Here is a 16,714-nt window from a genome sequence, read left to right on the forward strand (position 1 = left end):
GGCCCTGCCGTGAGTGAAATCCGCCTCTATGTAACGACGTCCGAAACCGGGGCCGCAGATGTGTTCGACGCACTCTCCGACCTGTTCGGCGAGGAGGACCGTGCAATCGCCACGCAGGAGATCGACGAGGTCAATGAGATCTGGGAAGCCTCGATCTACATGACCGCCGATGAAGAGGCCGAACTTGCGGTCCGCTTTGGCGCCTTGATCAACGAGCAATTTCCCCACCTGTCCATCCAGCGCGAGGCCTTGCCCGACATCGACTGGATCGCCAAGTCGCTCGAAGGCCTGAAGCCGGTTCGCGCCGGCCGCTTTCTGGTCCATGGCAGCCATGACGCCGAAAAGGTCGGTCCGGGCGATATCGGCATCCTGATCGAGGCCGGCCAGGCCTTCGGCACCGGCCATCATGGCACCACGGCCGGCTGCCTCGACATGATCGGCGATGTGCTGAAGTCACGCAGAGTCAGGAACGCACTTGACCTAGGGACAGGCTCGGGCGTGCTGGCAATCGCTGCCTATCGCCTGGCACGCATACCTGTCGTCGCCACCGACATCGACCCCGTCGCCGTCCGCGTGGCGCGCGACAACGCGCGCATCAACGGCGTCGCCAGCGGCATCAAATTCGCCACCGCGCCGGGCTTTCACCACGGCATTTTCCGGGAAAACAGCCCGTTCGACCTCATCATCGCCAATATCCTGGCCCGACCGTTGATGAAGCTGGCGCCCGAATTGGTGCGGCATCTCTCCGATCACGGCACGGTCGTACTTTCGGGCATTCTGGCCTCGCAACGCTGGAAAGTGATTTCGGCCTACAATGGCGCCGGGCTGAAGCACATGCGCACGACTTGGATGAACGGCTGGGTGACGATTGAGCTGAGGCGATAGGCAGAAGGTGTTTCGGTCAGCGCACCGACGCGAAAATTCTTCGTCCCTAGCTCACGCAATGAAACCCGGAAAAATGCCGCCGTCGAAAAATCGGCAATAAAAAAGGCGGTGCCGGGAGGAGGAGGGCACCGCCTTGATCAGCAAAGCTGACCAGTCTTCCCGGGGCTGGGAGGAGGAGTGCCCGAGGAAGACAATATCATGTCCGGATTTACCGGCCTGGGAGGAGGAGTGGCCAGGCAAATCCTTTCGACATGAACTCGTCTGGTCTTGCGACCGAAACTCATTCTTCGGACTGGGCAACGCCCCGTCCGTCGATGATCAATAGATATATCACCTTATCGGCCGGAGTAAGGGGCCCGCTGGCATGGGTGCCATGCGCTTTTTGCATGTTTTTACCGATTGGTAAAAATATAGGCAAAACGATATTTAGATAGCCAATCGGGCTTGCCGCGCCGTTGTGTTTTTGCAATGCAGCATGTAATCATTTGCCCGCGATCGGCGCCAGGGAGGGGTCATTGCAAATCGTTTCCACCATCACCGCGATGCGCGAGCACTTGCGGCCTTTCCGCCACGCCGGCAAGTCGATCGGCCTTGTGCCGACCATGGGCTACCTGCATGACGGCCACATGTCGCTGGTCAAACGCGCCCGGGCGGAGAACGAAGTCGTCGTCGCCTCGATTTTCGTCAATCCGCTGCAATTCGGCGCCAACGAGGATCTTGGCAAATATCCGCGCGACATGCCGCGCGACAGCGCCATGCTTCTCGCCGGCGGCGTCGATTTCCTCTTCGCGCCTGGCGTCGAAGACATGTATCCGCGACCGATGCAGACCGTGGTCGACGTGCCCACCCTCGGCCGCATGCTGGAGGGCGAGGTTCGGCCTGGCCATTTCGCCGGCGTCGCCACCGTCGTCACCAAACTCTTCAACATCGTCCAGCCCGACCGCGCCTATTTCGGCGAGAAAGATTACCAGCAGCTCAGGATTATCAAGCGCATGGTCGAGGATCTTGCCGAACCGGTCGAGGTGATCGGCATGCCGACGATGCGCGAAGCCGATGGTCTCGCTGAGTCATCCCGCAACGTCTATCTCTCACCGGAAGAACGCCGGGCAGCAGCGATCGTGCCGAAAGCGCTCGACGAAGCCGAGCGCCTGCTGGCGCAGGGCTATCGCGATCCCGCCGAAATCGAAGCCCGCCTCACTGCCTTCGTCGCTACTGAAGCACTGGCGAAACCCGAAGTGATCGCGCTGCGCGATCCCGAGACGCTTGCGCCTCTCGAAACGATCGGCCCCTCGCCCGTCCTCTTGCTGCTGTTCGTCCGCTTCGGCACGACCAAGCTGCTTGATAACCGTATCCTGACTGCCCACATGCGCTGAAAATCGGAGAAGTCCCATGAGCGTCCAGCCACAGCAGAAGCGCCGCACCGCCGCCTCCATCCAGGCGCTTAAGGGTGAACGACCGATCGTCATGCTGACCGCCTATACCGCGCCGATCGCCAAACTCCTCGATCCGCATTGCGACGTGCTCTTGGTCGGCGACAGCCTGGGCATGGTCATCTACGGCTATGACTCCTCCGTGCAGGTGACGCTCGACATGATGATCAATCATGGACAAGCTGTGATGCGCGGCTCCAAGGATGCCTGCGTCATCGTCGACCTGCCGTTCGGTTCGTATCAGGAATCGAAGGAACAGGCTTTTCGCGTCGCCGCCCGCGTCATGAAGGAGACGGGCGCTTCGGCCGTGAAGATGGAAGGCGGCGAGGAAATGGCCGAGAGCGTGCAATTCCTCAGCCAGCGCGGCATTCCCGTCTGCGGCCATGTCGGGCTGATGCCGCAATTGGTCAACGCCACCGGCGGCTACCGCTCGCTCGGCCGCAGCGATGCCGAAGCCGAGAAAATCCGCCGTGACATCAGGGCGATCGACGAGGCCGGCGCCTTCTCCATCGTCATGGAAGGCATGGTCGAGACGCTGGCGCGCGAAATCACCGCCAATGTCCGGGCCGCCACGATCGGCATCGGCGCCACCGCGGCCTGCGATGGTCAGGTCCTGGTCAGCGACGACATGCTCGGCATCTTCACCGGCTTCAAGCCCCGCTTCGTCAAGCATTTCGCCAATCTGGCGCCGGAGATTTCCGCAGCGGCGGAAGCCTATGCGGCCGAGGTCAAGGCGCGCACCTTCCCGGCAGAAGAACATACTTACCAGATGAAGCGGCAGAAAATGTGAGGCGCCTCTCCTCTCCCGATCGGAGAAGGAGAGTGTCCTCAACCATCCTTGTACGGCCTGCCATCCTTGTGCACGAACCGGCCATCGGCATTGGCGCTTTTCATATCGATATCCGAACAGGTCGTCATGTCCTCCGGCCATCGTGAGCCGACTTCGAGATAGATGGCGACCGCATCGGACCGGTTGATCATGTGATGGCCATTGCCGGTATTCTTCGGAAAGGCCGCACAATCGCCGGCGCGAAGCAGCGTCTCGCCATCGTCCTCGACCAGCACCAGTTCGCCTGCCAGCACATAGACCAATTCGTCCTCATGCGAATGCCAGTGCCGCTGGCTCGACCAGCCGCTGGGCGGCAGATGCATGAGATTGACGCCGAAATCCTTGAGCCCGCCAGCATTGCCCAGCCGCTGCCGGATACGATCCGCCAGGGGCGCCTGGAACTCTTTCGGATAGCCTGAGCCTTTGACCTTCGGGACGCTTGCAACATCGATCTTTGGCATGGCGTTCCTCTCGTGCCGACGCTTCATCTGCCCCGATGGTAACACGACATCGGGGGCAGACTGAAAGGTCTGCCGTCACCGCTTGATGGCATATTTGGTGAGCGCTGGCTCCGCGACCGGTGTAAACAGATTGACGAGATTGCCGTCCGGATCGCGGAAGAGCAGCGACCGGTTGCCCCAGGGCATGGTGGTCGGCTCCTGCACGACTTCTGAGCCCCCCTGCTTCATCCTTGCATAGTCACCATCGACATCCTCGACGAGGAATTCGACGATAACAGTATGATTGTCGGCGCCATGGGCGGCACCCTGGCCGAACAGCGCCATGGTGCGCTCGCTGCCCACCGCAATCGTGCAGGATGGCGTCGGCAATTCGGCGAATTCTTCCGTAAGCCAGACCGGCTTCAGGCCCAGGATAGTCTCGTAGAAACCCACGAGCCGCTTGATATCCTTGGTGATGATGCGGATCGAAACGAAATTCATGACAGGTCCTCTCTTTGATGATGTATGACCCTGGTGTTGTCGCAGAAGCCTGCTGACAGCGTGGTGTCAGCAGGAATCCCTTGATGCGGCGAGCCGATCGACTGTTCCAGATCATCCAGATTCTCCGACGCTCGAGCCGCCCGGTGACGGCAGCGGCGCTGGCCGAAGAACTCGAAATCTCCACCCGCTCCGTCTATCGCGACGTCGCCGACCTCATCGGCCAGCGGGTGCCGATCCAGGGCGAGGCCGGGCTCGGCTATATCCTCGACAGCGATTTCGACATGCCGCCGCTGACGCTAACACCCGACGAAATCGAGGCAGCCGTTCTGGGCGCACAGTGGGTTTCCCAGCGCGGCGATCCGGCTTTGGCAAACGCCGCGCGCGACCTGATCACCAAGATCGCCGCAGCCGTGCCGGATCATTTGCGACCATTCATCGCCGAGCCGACCATCGGCGCACCGGCCAACACCATGCAGGCGCCCGATGGCCTCGACATCGCCAAAACCCGCCATTGGATCCGCAGCGGCCGCAAGATCCACATCCGCTACCGCAACGAGCGCGGCGAGGAAAGCGAGCGCACCATCTGGCCGGTGATCATCGGCTATGCCGAGACCGTCCGCCTGCTGGCAGCCTGGTGCGAGCTGCGCCAGGAATTCCGCCATTTCCGCACCGACCGAATTTTTGATGCGGAATTCCTGGAGGAAAAACACGGCGCCCGCCCGAGCGATCTGAAGCACCGATGGAAGCGGAATATGGAGAAGGAGCGAGGCGTTCGGCTATCGTGAGCCTGTTCCCTCAGCGGCCGTCCGTAGAGGCCAGGGATGCGCCGGGAATGTAGAGCGAAACCGGCCTGATCTCATAGACGGCACTCGGATTGGCGCGCTGAAGATCGCGCGCAGCCTCAATCGCCCCCTCGATCGTCGGGAAATCCACGATATAGAAGCCGAGCAATTCCTCCTTGCTTTCGGCAAACGGTCCATCGGTGACCACGCCAGCCCCCGACCCGCGTAGCGTCACCGCACCGGCCGTGGCACCGAGCCGGGCGGCCGGGCCGAGCTTCTTCTCCGCCACCAGCCGATCATTAATATTCAGCAAGTCCGCCATCAAAGCCGCATCTTCCTCCTGGCTCCAGGATTCGACCAGTCCGGTGGCGTGATAGGCGAGAATGGCATAGTACATAGAGGTCCCTCGAATGCTTTTCACTCATCTCTGGCTTTGTGAGCTGCGCGCTCTTAGGTGCGTGCCATGCAACGCAATTTCAAGCAACACACCTTGCGAAATGCGACCTCGGCAGCTTTTGGCATGGCATGTCGTCTCTCTGATGTATAAGGATGGTTTCCGATCCCACCACCCTCAAACCGTGTGCCGACATGAATTTTTGGACGTCTCTTTTTCGCGGCAAACAACCACCGCCGGCGCCGCCCGTTGAGAAGCGCGTGGATGGCTACGCAGCGTACACAACGATTTTCGACCAGGAAATCAGGTCGTCGCAATTGGACTATGTGCTCGTCCCACCCACACCAGCGGTTAGTTTGGAGCGCGATCAAGCATGGCAAGTATTCGACAAAGGCCTGCAAGCCTGGCGCATGAACGCTGAGATTCATGCATTGAACGCCGCGTCGAATGTTCGCGCTTCGGTTTCGGCAGACGCACTGAAGAACACTGTCGTCACCCTGCTCATTGATCATTCGGGTTCGATGGGTGGACAGAACATTTTGCTTGCCGCAGCATCGACGCATATTGCAGAGGAGTTTCTCAGTCGTCTCGGATGCTGCGTGGAAATACTTGGCTTTACAACCTCGTCGTGGAAAGGCGGCCGCGCACGCGAACTCTGGCTCAGGAACGGACGTCCCGGCAGCCCGGGCCGACTTTGCGAACTACTGCATATCGTCTACCGATCCGCCGACGAAAATGCTCCCCGGGACAGACTCACGAACCTGAGGAGCATGCTTAGACCTGATCTCCTTAAGGAAAATGTCGATGGCGAGGCGTTGCAATGGGCTGTATCGCGATTGGCGAAATTGCCCCACAAAAGAAAAGCGCTCGTCGTCATTTCGGACGGAGCTCCCGTCGACGATTCAACGCTTTCCGTCAATCCTGCGAACTATCTCGAACGCCATCTGTTGCACGTGATTTCGATGTTGGGGAAAGATCCATCCATCGCATTATCGGCGATTGGCATAGGATACGACGTTAGCCGCTATTATCGCAATGGCAGGACGGTTCACACACCAGATGATTTGGGCACGGGATTGCTGGATGTACTGACGAGAGTGCTCATCCCTGGCAACGAAGTCCAGGAGCTCGCTCCCTGACAGCGACGATGCCGTCGATTTTTGCCGTGCCCTCCTGACAGCAGTCCACTCTGCTGCCGTAAAGTGTTTGTGCAACCCCTCACCAAAGCTGATGCTCCTATCGCAAGGCTGCGATTGTAATGCCCAACGCTTTCGCTTAGGTCCGGTCATCCTCCCAGGATCGATCGGTCTATGAATCGCGACGAAATCATCTCGGGCATGCGCGCCGCGCTGCCAACGCTTCTGAGCGCCCTTCCCTTCGGCGTACTGCTCGGCGCCGTCTCGGCCAATATGGGCCTGTCGATCGGCGAAATCCTGCTGATGAACATGACCATCTATGCCGGCGCTAGCCAGTTGGTCGGCATCGCGCTCTTCCGCCATAACATCGCGCCGTGGATCGTCGTCGCCTCGATCGTCGCGGTGAATTTCCGCCATATCCTCTATTCAGCGGCGATCGCCAGCCATATCGAGCATTTTCGCCTCGGCCAGAAGATTGTCGCTTTCTTCCTACTTGTCGATCCGCAATTTGCCGAAACGGTCAAGCGCTCCGAGAGCGGCCACAAGGTCAGTTTTGCCTGGTACATGGCCTTCGGCCTGACCTTTTACATCACCTGGCAGATCACCGCCGTGCTCGGCGCGATTTTCGGCAAGTTCGTTGGCGATCCCAGGGCGCTGGGGCTTGATGTCCTGCTGACGGTCTACTTCCTCGGCTTGGTGCTCGGCTTCCGCAAGAAGGAGAACTGGCTGCCGACGGTGATCGCCAGCACGATCGCCTCGATCGTCGCCTATCACTTCGTCGGCGAGCCCTGGCACGTCTCGATCGGCGCACTGGCCGGCATTGCTGTCGCCGCAGCACTGCCTGCGAAGATGCATAGCTCCCCCGAAGTCGAGCCGGAGATCCCGTGATGGACATCACTTTCACGCTGACCATCCTCGCCTCGGCGCTCGCCACCTATGCGACCCGCACCGGCGGCTACCTGCTGATCAAGTCGATGAAGACCATTCCGCCGCGGTTGGAGGCGGCGCTGAATGCCGTGCCCGCCGCCGTCCTGACGGCGTTGGTGGCGCCGAGCTTCGTCTACAATGGTCTCGACGTGACGACGACATTGCTTGCCGCGTTGCTGATCGGATTGCGTGCGCCGACGCTGGTGATGCTACTTCTGTCCTGGGCCTTTGTTATCGCCATCAGGCATTTTTGGGTGTGAGATCAGCTGTTTATCTCGGCAATCGGACTCTCTTCCGGAAGATGAGCATCACTCTGCCGCGGTGACTTCCTGGAAGCGCGCCTCGAATTCGTGCCGCAGCGCCCTTCGATCCCCCGCGGCCTTCTGGCGCCGCGCCTTGGCCGACGTGTCGATGATAAGCTGAGGCACGGCGGTCGGCTTGCCCTCGGCGTCGACCGCCACCATGGTGAAATAGCAGGAATTGGTGTGACGCCGTTCGCCGCTGCGGATATCCTCGGCCTCGACACGGATACCAATCTCCATCGACGTCCGACCGGCATAATTGACCGAAGCCCGGAAGGTCACCAGCTCGCCGACATGGATCGGCTGGCGGAACGTCACCTGGTCGACCGACAGCGTCACCGCATAATGCTGCGAAAACCGCGCCGCACAGGAATAGGCGACCCGGTCGAGCAGGTTCAAGAGCGCTCCGCCATGCACCTTGCCGGAGAAATTGGCCATGTCGGGCGTCATCAGCACGACCATATCGAGCTGGCTGGGGTCATGCGCGCGGTCCATTCCAAATCCTTTCGCAGTGCGGAAATTGGAATGGATGTAAACGAAGTTCATGTCCGAGGGAAAGGGGCTGGAGCGAGAACAGTCCGTCCCCGATCGCTTCAGCCGATCGGCGCCGTCGCCTGTTTCAGCCAGGCCTTGATCTTGTCATCGTCGATCAGCGGCGCGAGCTTGAATTCGACCTCGGCATGATAGGCGTTGAGCCAGTTCAACTCCTCGCGCGTCAGCAGGTCCGGCAGGACCAGCCGCCGGTCGATCGGGCACCAAGTGAGCGTCTGGAAACTCATCATCGGCCGGTCGCCGCCTTCGAGCATTTCGAAATCACGCACATAGACGAGGTTTTCGATGCGGATGCCGAAGCCGCCAGGCCGGTAATAGCCCGGCTCGTTGGAGAGAATCATGCCCGGTATCAGGTCCTGCATCGCTGCACGCGAAATCCGCTGCGGCCCTTCATGCACCGAGAGATAGGAGCCGACGCCGTGGCCCGTGCCGTGGCCATAATCCACCCCCGCCTTCCAGAGCGCGATACGCGCCAAGGGATCGAGATCGACGCCACGCGTGCCCTTGGGGAAACGCGCCGTCGAAATAGCGATCATGCCCTTCAGCACCAGCGTGAAGAATTTCTTCTGTTCCTCCGGCACAGCGCCGATCGCCACCGTGCGGGTAATATCGGTCGTGCCATTGATATATTGGCCACCGGAATCGACCAGATACATCTCGCCCGATTTGAACCGGCGATTGGTGAGTGTCGTCACCCGATAGTGGATGATCGCGGCGTTCTCACCTGCGCCCGAAATCGTATCGAAGGAAATCTCCTTGAGCGGGTTCTGCATCCGCTCGCCGACGCGCATGCGCGACGCTTCCAACACCTTGACCGCATCGATTTCAGTAATGCTCTCCGGCTGCTGCATGTCGAGCCAGTAGAGATATTCGACCATGGCGGCGCCGTCCTGCAGATGCGCCTTGGTCGTGCCCTGCAGTTCAGCCACATTCTTGGTGGCGCGCGGCAGCTTGGCGGGGTCTTCGCCGGATATCACCTTGCCGCCGGCCTTCTCGATCAGCCCGAAGAGGATATAGGGCGCGAGATCGGGATCGAGCATGATCGAGGCGCCCTCGCGGGCGATCCATTCCAGTCGCGTGACGAATTCGTCCGGCGGCAATTGAGTCGCCATCTGCGCCAGATAGGCGCGCTGCTCGATGCCGGTCTTCTGCTCGTCGAGGAAGATATCGGCACGGCCATCGGAATAGATGATCGCGCGCGCCAGCGGATACGGCGTATGCAGCACGTCTGCCCCGCGGATATTGAAAGCCCAGGCGACCGACGACGGATCGGTCAGCACCATCGCTTCTGCCGCCATCGAGGGCAGGCCTTCGGCAATGCTTTTGATCTTGGCGATGGCGAGTTCACCAGCCTCCTGCTGACGCTGGATCATCACCTTGCCCATCGGCGGCGCCGGCCGGTCCTGCCAGATCTCATCGAGCGGATTGCCGGCGAGGAAGACGACGCTGCCATTCTTTCCGGCCAGTGCCTGCTGCAGCTTCGTCACTTCAGCCTGCGTATGCAGCCAGGGATCCACGCCGAGCCGAAAACCATCCGGCGCATGCGCGGCCAGCCATTTGTGCGGCGGTTCGCCCACGAGGTCGCCGCCAATAAACACATTGCCGTCGACCTGCTCCTTCAATTGCGTCGTATAGCGGCCATCGACAAAGACGATTGCCTCGTCCTTCATCACAAGCGCCAGCCCGGCCGAGCCGGTAAAGCCGGTCAGCCAGGAAAGCCGCTCGGCGGAAGCCGGCACATATTCTCCCTGGAACTCGTCGGCACGCGGCACGAGGAAACCGTCGATCTCCAATGCCACGATCTTCTCGCGCAGCTTGGCAACGCGCTCGGCGCCGAATTGCGGCTCGGCGGTAGTTTCGAAGGACTGGAACATGAGGGCACTCCGGAAGCAAAGGATTCGGGGCCGACCTTAGCGGAAAATCCGAACCCGACGAAGGAATACCGTCAGGAATTTTCCTGTGGCAGCCGATCGGATGACAGCAATGCAAGACGGAGCGAGCGAAACGCTTCCTCAATCTCCATCACTCGACCTCCATCGGCATTAGCGATACCTCTGTCCAGAGCCGCATCCAGATCTACAGTCAGTCTAGGCATGTCACCTTTGGTTGGACACTCATTCTCGGCCATATCAGCCTCCAATGAGCACCAGCCACTCATCCTCATCCATCACTTCCACACCCAACTCGCGCGCCTTGTCGAGCTTCGAGCCTGCACCCGGCCCGGCGACGACATAATCCGTCTTCTTCGACACCGATCCCGCCACCTTCGCGCCCAGGCTTTCCGCCCTCGCCTTGGCCTCGTCGCGGGTGAACTTCTCCAGCGAGCCGGTGAACACCACCGTCTTGCCGGCCACCGGGCTGCCGGATGTCGTCGGCTGTTCGGCCGGCAGCACTGTCAGCTGTTCCAGAAGGTCGGAAATAACCTTGAGATTGCGCGGCTCCTTGTAGAACTCGACCAACGCCCTCGCGACGATCTCGCCAATACCCTCGATGGCATTGAGCTCGTTCCACCCTTCGCCCTCATCGGACGAGGCCTCCTTCAGACCGGCTTCGAATGCCTCGTAGGTGCCATAGGCGCGAGCCAAGAGCTTGGCATTGGTCTCGCCGATATGGCGGATGCCGAGTGCATAAATGAAGCGGTGAAGCGCAATCTCGCGCCGCGCATCGATGGCGGCGAATAGCTTGCCGACGCTGACCTTGCCGAAGCCGTCGATATTCTCCAGCTTGGTCAGCGACGCCTCCTGCCGGGCGCGCAGCGTGAAGATTTCCGGCGCATGGCGGATTTGCAGGCCAAGGTCCTGGCTGTTGAAGAAGAACTCGATCTGCTTCGATCCCAGTCCCTCGATGTCGAACGCATCGCGCGAGACGAAATGCTTCAGGTGCTCGATCGCCTGCGCGTCGCAGACGAAACCGCCGGTGCAACGGCGCACCGCATCCATCTTGCCCGTTTTCTCATTGACCTCCCGCACCGCATGGCTGCCGCAGACCGGGCACGTTTTGGGGAATTCATAAGGCACCGCATCGGCGGGCCGCTTTTCCATCACCACATCAACGATCTGCGGAATGACATCGCCAGCGCGCTGAACGATCACCATGTCGCCGATGCGGATGTCGCGACCCTCGCGGAGCGGCTCGCCACTGTTGCCGATGCCCTTGATGTAATCCTCGTTGTGCAGCGTCGCATTGGTCACCACCACGCCACCCACCGTGATCGGCACCAGCCGCGCCACTGGCGTCAGCGCGCCGGTGCGGCCGACCTGGATGTCGATGGCCGTCAGCGTCGTCGTCGCCTGCTCCGCCGGGAATTTATGCGCCGTCGCCCAGCGCGGGCTGCGCGAGCGGAAGCCGAGCCGCTGCTGCAGGTCGAGTTCGTCGACCTTGTAGACGACGCCGTCAATGTCATAGTCGAGCGAGGCGCGCTTGAGGCCGATATCGCGGTAATGCGTCAGGATATCCTCGACCGAATTGAGCTTCACCATCAGCGGATTGGTGGGGAAGCCCCAGCGCTCGAAGGTCTTGACGGTCTCGAATTGCGTCGGCGCCAGCCGCAGGTCCCTGCCCCCGGCATCCCTGATCTCGCCCCAGGCATAGGCGAAGAATTTCAATTTGCGCGAGGCAGTGATCTTGGCGTCCAACTGGCGCAGCGAACCCGCCGCCGTGTTGCGCGGATTGACATAGATGGGCTTGCCCTCGGCAGCCATCTGGGCGTTGAGCGTCGCGAAATCCGACTTCGCCATATAGACTTCGCCGCGCACCTCGACCACAGCTGGCGCATCGGCGGGCAAGATTTGCGGTATTTCCTTGATGGTGCGGATATTGGCCGTGACATTCTCGCCAACCGTGCCGTCGCCGCGCGTGGCGGCCGTCGTCATGCGGCCGTTTTCGTAGCGGATCGACATGGAGAGCCCGTCGATTTTCGGCTCCGCAGTGAAGGCGATCGAGCTGTCCGGCAATCGGCCGAGGAAACGATAGACGCCGGCGACAAAATCCTGCACGTCGGTATCGGAGAAGGTATTGTCCAAAGACAGCATCGGCCGCGCATGCACCACCTGCTGGAAGCCGGCCGCCGGCGCCGCTCCCACATGGCGTGACGGGCTGTCGGCGCGGATAAGCTCCGGAAAGGCCGCCTCGACCGCATCATTGCGGCGCTTCAGCGCGTCATAGTCCGCATCCGAAATCTCCGGCGCATCCTTGGCGTGGTAGAGGGCATCATTGCGGGCGATTTCCTTGGCGAGGAAATCGAGTTCCTCCGCCGCTTCCTCGACGCTGAGTTCGGTGACTGGTTTGCTGGACGTCGTCATGGCTCTCCCCGGAATGCGTTTCCACTATCTAATCAGGGAGAGAGATGATGGGAAGGGGTCAGCCGCTGCCCTTGAGCAGCTTGCCGGCTGCTGCCCTTGCCTCTTTGGTGATTGTTTCACCCGCGAGCATGCGCGCGATTTCCTCACGACGCTCTTCCTCGCCCATGGTGGCGACACGGGTGGCTATGCGGCCGCCATCGTCGCCGGCCGGCCCCTTGGAGATCAGGAGATGCGTGTCGGCACGGGCAGCCACCTGCGGCGCATGCGTCACCGACAGGACCTGCACCCGCGACGATAGCCGCTTCAGCCGCTGGCCGATGGCGTCGGCTACAGCGCCACCGACGCCGGTGTCGATTTCGTCAAAGACGAGCGTCGGCGCGGAGCCGCGATCGGCAAGCGCCACTTTGAGCGCCAGAAGAAAGCGCGAGAGTTCGCCGCCGGAGGCGACCTTCATGATCGAGCCGGGCCTTGTGCCGGGATTGGTCTGGACATGGAATTCCACCTGGTCGATGCCGGCAGCGGTCGCGTTTTCCTCCTCTGTGGTGATCTCGGTCATGAACCGGGCGCGCTCGAGTTTCAGCGCCGGCAATTCCGACATCACGGTATCCGACAGCGCCTGCCCGGCATTATGCCGCTTGGCGGAAAGATTGCGCGCGGCGGCGAAGAATACCGCCGCGGCTTCGCGCTCGCGGACATCGAGCGCCTTGAGCTTTTCCTCACCCTGATCGAGCTCGGCGAGATCGGCAACCATTTGAGCGGCAAGTGCCGGCAGGCCGGTCACCGGCACTGAGAATTTGCGTGAGGCGCCGCGTAGCGCAAACAGCCGCTCCTCGACCCGCTCCAATTCGCGCGGGTCGAATTCGGTCCGCCGCAACGCGTCCTCGACCAGGTTCTGCGCCTCGGAAAGCAGGTCCAGCGCTTCGTCGAGCGCCTTCACCGTCTCCTCCAGCAGGCCGGGCGCCTCGGCGGACTTCCGCTCCAGCCGCCGTACCAGCGAGGCAATATGTGGGACCGGTGAGGTCGAGCCGTTGAGATAGTCGGAGGCTTCGGAAATATCGCCGGCGATACGCTCGGATTTCATCATCCGTGCCCGCTTTTCAGCCAGCTCCTCTTCCTCGCCGTCGACGGGAGAGAGTTTTTCCAGTTCCTCGACGGAGGCACGGAGATAGTCGGCTTCCCGTGCCGCGGCTTCGACCTTGGCGCGATGCGTCTTCAGTTCCCGGCCGGCATCCTTCCAGGCGCGGAACAGCCGGCCAACACTCTCTGCTTCCTCGGCGAGACCGGCAAAGGCATCGAGCAGCATCCGATGCGCTTCGGTATCGACAAGCGCGCGGTCGTCATGCTGGCCATGGATTTCGACAAGTTGGTTGCCCGCCTCGCGCATCAGCTGGACGCTGACCGGCTGGTCGTTGATGAAGGCGCGGCTGCGACCGTCGGCGGACTGCACACGGCGGAAAATGATATCGCCTTCATCGTCGATGCCGTTGTCGCGCAAAAGCTTGCGCAGCGGGTGCAGCGGCAGGATGTCGAAGACGGCGCTGACCTGTCCCCTCTCCTCGCCATGCCGGACAAGGTCGCCATCGCCGCGCCCACCAAGGGCCAGCGACAGCGAATCAAGCAGGATGGATTTGCCCGCACCGGTTTCGCCTGTCAGCACGGACAGGCCCGGCGCGAACGAAAGATCGAGCCGGTCGATCAGGACAATATCGCGGATCGACAGCTGGACAAGCATGGATCAACCGATGGCTGGGTCAGGACTCGCCGAGCAGCAACTTTTTGCCCGCACGCGCCAGCCAGGAACCGGGATTTTCTTCCGGCTCATAGCCCTTGGACTTCAACAGAGCATAGCTCGCCTTGTACCATTGGCTGTCGGGATAATTGTGGCCGAGAACCGCCGCAGCGGTCTGCGCCTCGGAGATCAGACCGAGCGCATAATAGGATTCGCAAAGTCGCGCCAGCGCTTCCTCGACCTGGTTGGTATTGGGGAACTGCTCGACGACGTTGCGGAAGCGCGAGATCGCGGCAAGGTATTCCTTGCGCTCCTCGTAATAGCGGCCGATCTGCATTTCCTTGCCGGCCAGCTGGTCGCGGGCGTAGCGGATCTTGGTCTGCGCGTCGTCGACATATTCCGAATTCGGATAGTTGTTGACGACTTTCAGCATCGCTTCGATCGTCTTGGCCGCGTTGCGCTGATCCTGCGTCACCGTCGGGATCTGCTTCGAATAGGCAAGCCCGATCAGATACTGCACATAGGCCGCATCCTTCGTCTCCGGATAGAGATTCATGTAACGCGTGCCGCTGGTGATCGCGTCGTCGAAATCGCCCTCGCGATATTTGACGAAAGTGCTCATCACCAGTGCCTTGCGTGCCCATTCAGAGAAGGGCTGCTGGCGGTCGAGCGCGTCGAACTTCTTCTCGGCCTCCGCGACCTTGCCGGCATTCAGGTTGGCAAGGCCCTGATCATAGAGTTTCTCCGGCGGATCGGTATCAACCGCAAGCTTGGTGATATCGATATCGGGATCGCTCGTGCAGGCGGAGAGCAAAGTACCGGCGGCACCGATGGCCAGCGTCAGAAGCACGGCGCGTGCGGATATCGTCATCATCTCACTTCCTGCAAAACCCCAAGGGTCCAGAACCGGCTTACCGCCGGTTCACCCGCTCATGCGAAGCGTACTAGCCACAAAACTGCCAGAACCGCAACGACCCGTTACCCAAATCATATATATTTGTGGCGAAAACCGGGTCGGCACTGTTGCCTCAATGACCCGATCGCAAAGGAATTCACAGCCTTGTTGAGCGCTTCAGGCGGTCCAGGGCGCGTATTCCTGATGGCTGACGGCGATCAGGTCCGGCGCGGCGACGCGCGGACGCTGGCCGGCCGATTCCACGATCTCGTAAGCGGACTTGTCCGACAGAAGCGCACGAAGCGCCATGGCATTGACCTTGTGGCCGCCGCGATGAGAACGATAGAGGCCCAGGAACGGAGCACCGGCCAAAGCCAGGTCACCGACGGCATCAAGCGTTTTGTGACGGACGAATTCATCGCCGGGATAGCGCAAGCCTTCCATGTTGATCACCCGGTTGTCGTCGCTGATCACCACCGAATTCTCCAGCGAGGAACCGAGTGCCAGGCCAGCCGCCCAGAGCCGCTCGACATCGCGCATGAAGCCGAAGGTGCGGGCGCGGGACAGTTCGCTTTTGAAGGTCGAGGCGTTGACATCGCCCTTCCAGGTCTGGCGGCCGATCAGTGGACTATCAAAATCGATCTCGACTTCAAAGCGGGTGCCGTCATAGGGCCGGAACTCGGCCCAGGAGGCGCCGGCGTCGACACGGACGTTTCTGAGTACACGGATATAGCGGCGCTTCTTCATCAGCGAGCGAATGCCAGCCTGCTCCATCGCATCGACGAAAACCGCAGCACTGCCATCCATGACCGGCATCTCGGCACCATCGACCTCGATGATCGCATTATCGACACCAAGTGCATATAGAGCAGACATGACATGCTCGACCGTCGCGACCGAACGCGCCGGTGAGAAACCGAGAACGGTGCAGAGATCGGTATTGCCGACGGTGGCGGAGACCGCCTTGAGATCGGTGCTCTCGCCGTTCGGCCCGACGCGCTGGAAAATGATGCCTGTGCCCGCTTCAGCAGGGTTGAACGTTGCGGTCACATCCGCGCCGGAATGAACGCCGACGCCACGAATCGTGAAGGAATTTGCAAACGTTGTCTCAAATCCCGAAAGTCCCAATGCCATAAAGCCCCGCTATCTCCGACGGTTCCCCAGCGCACCGCCTAGTCCGGCTTCCCGCCGGACATTCTCTTGATCCTAAATGCGTCACCGCATTCCGTCGAAACGCAGTCTGTACTCCCCGAACAAACCCAGGCTGAAAATATAGACGCAGACGCGCCATTCCAAATCAATGTTTCTTTCGATTTGTAACGATCTGCCAAGCGGCTTGTGCGCACCTTGTTGACGACTTGCAAATCGGGATAGGGGGGAGCCAATCAGCTCCGCCCCTCCCACACCACCCGGCATGCGGGTCCGCACCGGGCGGTTGGAGCGGTTGAAGTCGTCAGGCTTATAGTTCTCCCGGCCCGACGCTTGGGTTTGCTTATTCTGGTTCGGCGGGTTTGATTTCTCGCTGCCGTGGCCTCTCGGGCTTCACCCTACCTGCCAGATCGGCGAGCTTCGCTGACGCGACCATCTGAGACCGTCCAAATCCGATAACCA

Annotated in this window: 16 protein-coding genes; 7 read left to right on the top strand and 9 right to left on the bottom strand. The window is 61.0% G+C overall.

The window, feature by feature from the left end; genetic code table 11:
* Positions 1-9: 9 nt before the first annotated feature.
* The 3 genes from AC1D06_RS29950 to panB all read left to right on the top strand — a co-directional run bounded on the left by AC1D06_RS29950 (position 10) and on the right by panB (position 3,105).
* Positions 10-885 carry a 50S ribosomal protein L11 methyltransferase gene (locus AC1D06_RS29950; RefSeq protein WP_477989568.1) on the top strand — a complete coding sequence of 292 codons (876 nt, stop codon included), beginning with the start codon at positions 10-12 and terminating at the stop codon, positions 883-885.
* A gap of 515 nt (positions 886-1,400) precedes the next feature.
* On the top strand, positions 1,401-2,258 hold the full coding sequence (gene panC, locus AC1D06_RS29955; RefSeq protein WP_477989570.1) for a pantoate--beta-alanine ligase: 858 nt from the start codon (positions 1,401-1,403) through the stop codon (positions 2,256-2,258).
* 16 nt (positions 2,259-2,274) lie between these two features.
* Positions 2,275-3,105, top strand: a complete 831-nt coding sequence (gene panB, locus AC1D06_RS29960; RefSeq protein WP_477989573.1) for a 3-methyl-2-oxobutanoate hydroxymethyltransferase — start codon at positions 2,275-2,277, stop codon at positions 3,103-3,105.
* Positions 3,106-3,143: 38 nt separating this feature from the next.
* Here the strand turns inward: panB and AC1D06_RS29965 are convergent, their stop codons facing one another.
* Together AC1D06_RS29965 and AC1D06_RS29970 are read right to left on the bottom strand one after the other, a co-directional pair.
* Positions 3,144-3,605, bottom strand: a complete 462-nt coding sequence (locus AC1D06_RS29965; protein ID WP_477989575.1) for a cupin domain-containing protein — start codon at positions 3,603-3,605, stop codon at positions 3,144-3,146.
* Between the two features lie 75 nt (positions 3,606-3,680).
* Positions 3,681-4,085 carry a VOC family protein gene (locus AC1D06_RS29970; RefSeq protein ID WP_477989576.1) on the bottom strand — a complete coding sequence of 135 codons (405 nt, stop codon included), beginning with the start codon at positions 4,083-4,085 and terminating at the stop codon, positions 3,681-3,683.
* Positions 4,086-4,168: 83 nt separating this feature from the next.
* On the opposite strand from AC1D06_RS29970, the gene AC1D06_RS29975 reads away from it, so the two are divergent.
* The gene (locus tag AC1D06_RS29975) at positions 4,169-4,870 is read left to right on the top strand and encodes a helix-turn-helix transcriptional regulator (protein ID WP_477989577.1); all 702 of its coding nucleotides are present in this window, start codon (positions 4,169-4,171) and stop codon (positions 4,868-4,870) included.
* Positions 4,871-4,880: 10 nt separating this feature from the next.
* Here the strand turns inward: AC1D06_RS29975 and AC1D06_RS29980 are convergent, their stop codons facing one another.
* The gene (locus tag AC1D06_RS29980; RefSeq protein ID WP_477989579.1) at positions 4,881-5,264 is read right to left on the bottom strand and encodes a YciI family protein; all 384 of its coding nucleotides are present in this window, start codon (positions 5,262-5,264) and stop codon (positions 4,881-4,883) included.
* A 152-nt stretch (positions 5,265-5,416) separates the two neighbouring features.
* Here AC1D06_RS29980 and AC1D06_RS29985 point away from each other — a divergent pair, with 152 nt between their 5' ends.
* From AC1D06_RS29985 to AC1D06_RS29995, 3 genes are all read left to right on the top strand, one after another.
* Entirely contained in the window at positions 5,417-6,400 is a 984-nt protein-coding gene (locus AC1D06_RS29985) for a cobaltochelatase CobT-related protein (RefSeq protein WP_477989581.1), read from the top strand.
* A gap of 171 nt (positions 6,401-6,571) precedes the next feature.
* Complete coding sequence (locus AC1D06_RS29990) at positions 6,572-7,285, top strand: AzlC family ABC transporter permease (RefSeq protein WP_477989583.1); 714 nt, start codon at positions 6,572-6,574, stop codon at positions 7,283-7,285.
* Positions 7,285-7,584: an AzlD family protein gene (locus AC1D06_RS29995; protein WP_477989587.1), complete on the top strand. Its 300-nt coding sequence runs from the start codon at positions 7,285-7,287 to the stop codon at positions 7,582-7,584. Before AC1D06_RS29990 ends, AC1D06_RS29995 begins: the two co-directional genes overlap by 1 nt.
* Before the next feature lie 48 nt (positions 7,585-7,632).
* Here AC1D06_RS29995 and AC1D06_RS30000 read toward each other — a convergent pair whose 3' ends face one another.
* The 6 genes from AC1D06_RS30000 to lpxC form a co-directional block, all read right to left on the bottom strand.
* A complete protein-coding gene (locus tag AC1D06_RS30000) occupies positions 7,633-8,121 on the bottom strand; it encodes an acyl-CoA thioesterase (RefSeq protein WP_477989589.1) in 489 nt (162 codons plus the stop codon).
* A gap of 98 nt (positions 8,122-8,219) precedes the next feature.
* A complete protein-coding gene (locus AC1D06_RS30005) occupies positions 8,220-10,052 on the bottom strand; it encodes an aminopeptidase P family protein (protein WP_477989591.1) in 1,833 nt (610 codons plus the stop codon).
* A 255-nt stretch (positions 10,053-10,307) separates the two neighbouring features.
* Positions 10,308-12,479, bottom strand: coding sequence for an NAD-dependent DNA ligase LigA (gene ligA, locus AC1D06_RS30010; protein WP_477989593.1), 2,172 nt, complete (start codon positions 12,477-12,479; stop codon positions 10,308-10,310).
* A gap of 58 nt (positions 12,480-12,537) precedes the next feature.
* A complete protein-coding gene (gene recN / locus AC1D06_RS30015; RefSeq protein WP_477989595.1) occupies positions 12,538-14,211 on the bottom strand; it encodes a DNA repair protein RecN in 1,674 nt (557 codons plus the stop codon).
* A 19-nt stretch (positions 14,212-14,230) separates the two neighbouring features.
* The gene (locus AC1D06_RS30020; RefSeq protein WP_477876899.1) at positions 14,231-15,079 is read right to left on the bottom strand and encodes an outer membrane protein assembly factor BamD; all 849 of its coding nucleotides are present in this window, start codon (positions 15,077-15,079) and stop codon (positions 14,231-14,233) included.
* Between the two features lie 201 nt (positions 15,080-15,280).
* Entirely contained in the window at positions 15,281-16,237 is a 957-nt protein-coding gene (gene lpxC, locus AC1D06_RS30025; protein WP_477989597.1) for a UDP-3-O-acyl-N-acetylglucosamine deacetylase, read from the bottom strand.
* Between the last annotated feature and the right edge of the window lie 477 nt (positions 16,238-16,714).

This window comes from Rhizobium sp. P2_G2, assembly GCF_056403555.1.

Excerpts from the sequence above, each read along its gene's own strand:
- AC1D06_RS29985 (WP_477989581.1), top strand. The coding sequence starts at position 5,417 with ATGGTTTCCGATCCCACCACCCTCAAACCGTGTGCCGACATGAATTTT.
- ligA (WP_477989593.1), bottom strand. The coding sequence starts at position 12,479 with ATGACGACGTCCAGCAAACCAGTCACCGAACTCAGCGTCGAGGAAGCG.
- AC1D06_RS29990 (WP_477989583.1), top strand. The coding sequence starts at position 6,572 with ATGAATCGCGACGAAATCATCTCGGGCATGCGCGCCGCGCTGCCAACG.
- AC1D06_RS29970 (WP_477989576.1), bottom strand. The coding sequence starts at position 4,085 with ATGAATTTCGTTTCGATCCGCATCATCACCAAGGATATCAAGCGGCTC.
- AC1D06_RS29975 (WP_477989577.1), top strand. The coding sequence starts at position 4,169 with ATGCGGCGAGCCGATCGACTGTTCCAGATCATCCAGATTCTCCGACGC.
- lpxC (WP_477989597.1), bottom strand. The coding sequence starts at position 16,237 with ATGGCATTGGGACTTTCGGGATTTGAGACAACGTTTGCAAATTCCTTC.
- AC1D06_RS30020 (WP_477876899.1), bottom strand. The coding sequence starts at position 15,079 with ATGACGATATCCGCACGCGCCGTGCTTCTGACGCTGGCCATCGGTGCC.
- AC1D06_RS30005 (WP_477989591.1), bottom strand. The coding sequence starts at position 10,052 with ATGTTCCAGTCCTTCGAAACTACCGCCGAGCCGCAATTCGGCGCCGAG.
- AC1D06_RS30000 (WP_477989589.1), bottom strand. The coding sequence starts at position 8,121 with ATGGACCGCGCGCATGACCCCAGCCAGCTCGATATGGTCGTGCTGATG.
- panB (WP_477989573.1), top strand. The coding sequence starts at position 2,275 with ATGAGCGTCCAGCCACAGCAGAAGCGCCGCACCGCCGCCTCCATCCAG.
- AC1D06_RS29965 (WP_477989575.1), bottom strand. The coding sequence starts at position 3,605 with ATGCCAAAGATCGATGTTGCAAGCGTCCCGAAGGTCAAAGGCTCAGGC.
- recN (WP_477989595.1), bottom strand. The coding sequence starts at position 14,211 with ATGCTTGTCCAGCTGTCGATCCGCGATATTGTCCTGATCGACCGGCTC.
- AC1D06_RS29980 (WP_477989579.1), bottom strand. The coding sequence starts at position 5,264 with ATGTACTATGCCATTCTCGCCTATCACGCCACCGGACTGGTCGAATCC.
- AC1D06_RS29995 (WP_477989587.1), top strand. The coding sequence starts at position 7,285 with ATGGACATCACTTTCACGCTGACCATCCTCGCCTCGGCGCTCGCCACC.